The organism is Frankia sp. CeRuru1, assembly GCF_977966315.1.
The window spans coordinates 4,894-6,556 of sequence record NZ_CDWWEW010000313.1 but is presented as its reverse complement, the minus strand read 5'-3'; the positions used below and the strand labels follow the sequence as shown (position 1 = coordinate 6,556).

General features: G+C 74.0%; 3 protein-coding genes and 1 pseudogene. 3 read left to right on the top strand and 1 reads right to left on the bottom strand.

What is annotated here, in order from left to right:
• The 3 genes and pseudogenes from AC08OP_RS18960 to AC08OP_RS18950 form a co-directional block, all read left to right on the top strand.
• Positions 1-364: pseudogene (locus AC08OP_RS18960) on the top strand (ABC transporter ATP-binding protein); the annotation flags it as partial.
• A 173-nt stretch (positions 365-537) separates the two neighbouring features.
• On the top strand, positions 538-738 hold the full coding sequence (locus AC08OP_RS18955; protein WP_476615415.1) for an ArsR/SmtB family transcription factor: 201 nt from the start codon (positions 538-540) through the stop codon (positions 736-738).
• A complete protein-coding gene (locus AC08OP_RS18950) occupies positions 704-862 on the top strand; it encodes a zinc transporter permease (RefSeq protein WP_476615413.1) in 159 nt (52 codons plus the stop codon). The genes AC08OP_RS18955 and AC08OP_RS18950 overlap by 35 nt, the downstream gene beginning before the upstream one ends.
• A 38-nt stretch (positions 863-900) precedes the next feature.
• On the opposite strand, the gene AC08OP_RS18945 is transcribed toward AC08OP_RS18950, so the two are convergent.
• A partial coding sequence (locus AC08OP_RS18945) for an ABC transporter ATP-binding protein (RefSeq protein WP_476615412.1) occupies positions 901-1,663 on the bottom strand: 763 nt, incomplete at its 5' end.

Genomic DNA, 1,663 nt, shown 5'->3' with positions numbered 1-1,663 from the left:
TCAGCGGGTCTCCATCGCCCGCGCTCTGCTCAAGGATGCGCCGATCGTGCTTCTCGACGAGGCGACGGCCTCTCTCGACCCGGAGACCGACGTGATCGTCCAGCGGGCCTTCGCCGCCCTGGCGCGCCGGGCGACGGTGCTGGTCATCGCCCACCGGCTGGAGACCGTCCGCGACGCCGACCAGATCCTCGTCGTCGAGTCCGGGCGGATCACCGAGCGGGGCCGGCACGAGGAGCTGCTCGCCGCCGACGGAACGTACGCCGGCTTCTGGCGGTCCCGCCAGGCGGCCCGTGGGTGGCACCTGCGCGCCCATGCGGCGACGGAGGCGGCGGCGGATGCGGACGCGGCGGTGGGCGTCGGGTGAGAGCCGCGTCGCACGCGGCGCGACTCATGCGTGAGTGTTTATGTGTTGTGGGTGGACAGCGTGACCGGCCTTGAGCCTGCCGCGACGCTGCCGCGCGCACTGGCCGCACCTGTGCGCCTGGCAGTGGTCCGGGAGCTCGCCGAAGGCCCGCGCCACGTCCACGAGCTGGTCGTATCGCTGGGGTCAGCCAGCCTCTGGTCTCCCAGCACCTGCGCGTGCTGCGCAGCGCGGGGCTGGTCGTCACCCGGCGGCACGGCCGTGAGATCGCCTACCTCCTTGCCGATCAGCACGTCGCGCACATCGTGCTGGACGCGATCGCGCACTCCCTGGAGGACCCGCATGAGCACGCCGACACTGCACAGCCAGCACCATGACGCCGCCGAGCACACCCACCGGCTCGGGTGTGGGCACGTCGCCGTCCCGCACGGCGACCACGTCGACTACCTGCACGACAGCCACCGGCACGCCGCGCACGACGGCCACTGGGACGACCACTGACCGCCCGGGTCCGCTCTGACCGTCCGACCGCGCCCGGGTCAGGCTCCGAACAGGGCCCGGGTGACGGGATGTGACCCGCTGGTCCGCAGGGTCTCCGGCGGTCCCTGATCCACGATCGCGCCCTCGGCGAGGACGAGCATCCACTCGGCGTGCCGGGCGGCCGACAGGTCGTGCGTGATCATCAGGACGCCGAGGCCGAGCCGTGTCCGCAGACCGGCAAGCAGCTCCAGGAGCTGCTCGCCGGTCTGACTGTCGAGCGCCGAGGTGACCTCGTCGCACAGCAGCAGCCGCGGCTGGCAGGCCAGCGCCCGGGCGAGGCTCACCCGCTGGCGTTCACCGCCGGACAGCGCGCCGGGCCGGCGGTTCGCGTAGCCCGCCGGAAGTCCGACCTGGTCCAGCAGCTTCGTGACCAGGGCATCCGGGTCGGTCCGGTCACCCGGACCACCAGGCCTGCCCGGTCCACCCGGCCCATCCGCTGGTACCGGGCGGCGTGACCCGGGATCTGCGCCAGCGGCCCGTAGCAGCGCTCGGCGCACCGACTCCCTGGGATTGAGCGCGCCGACACTGTCCTGCGGGACGAGCGCGACCGCGCGTCGCTGCTCCCGAGTCCGGCGACCGGTGACCGGCAGGTCCGCGCCGACCAGCGTCATCGCCGCGGCCGCGCGGCCGCGGTGGATGCCGGCGACACAGCGGGCCAACGTCGACTTGCCGGACCCCGACGGGCCCACGACGGCCACGCAGCCGCCCGCGGGCACCGTGAGGTCGAGATCGACGAGGACCGGCCGGCGCCCGTGCCAGGCC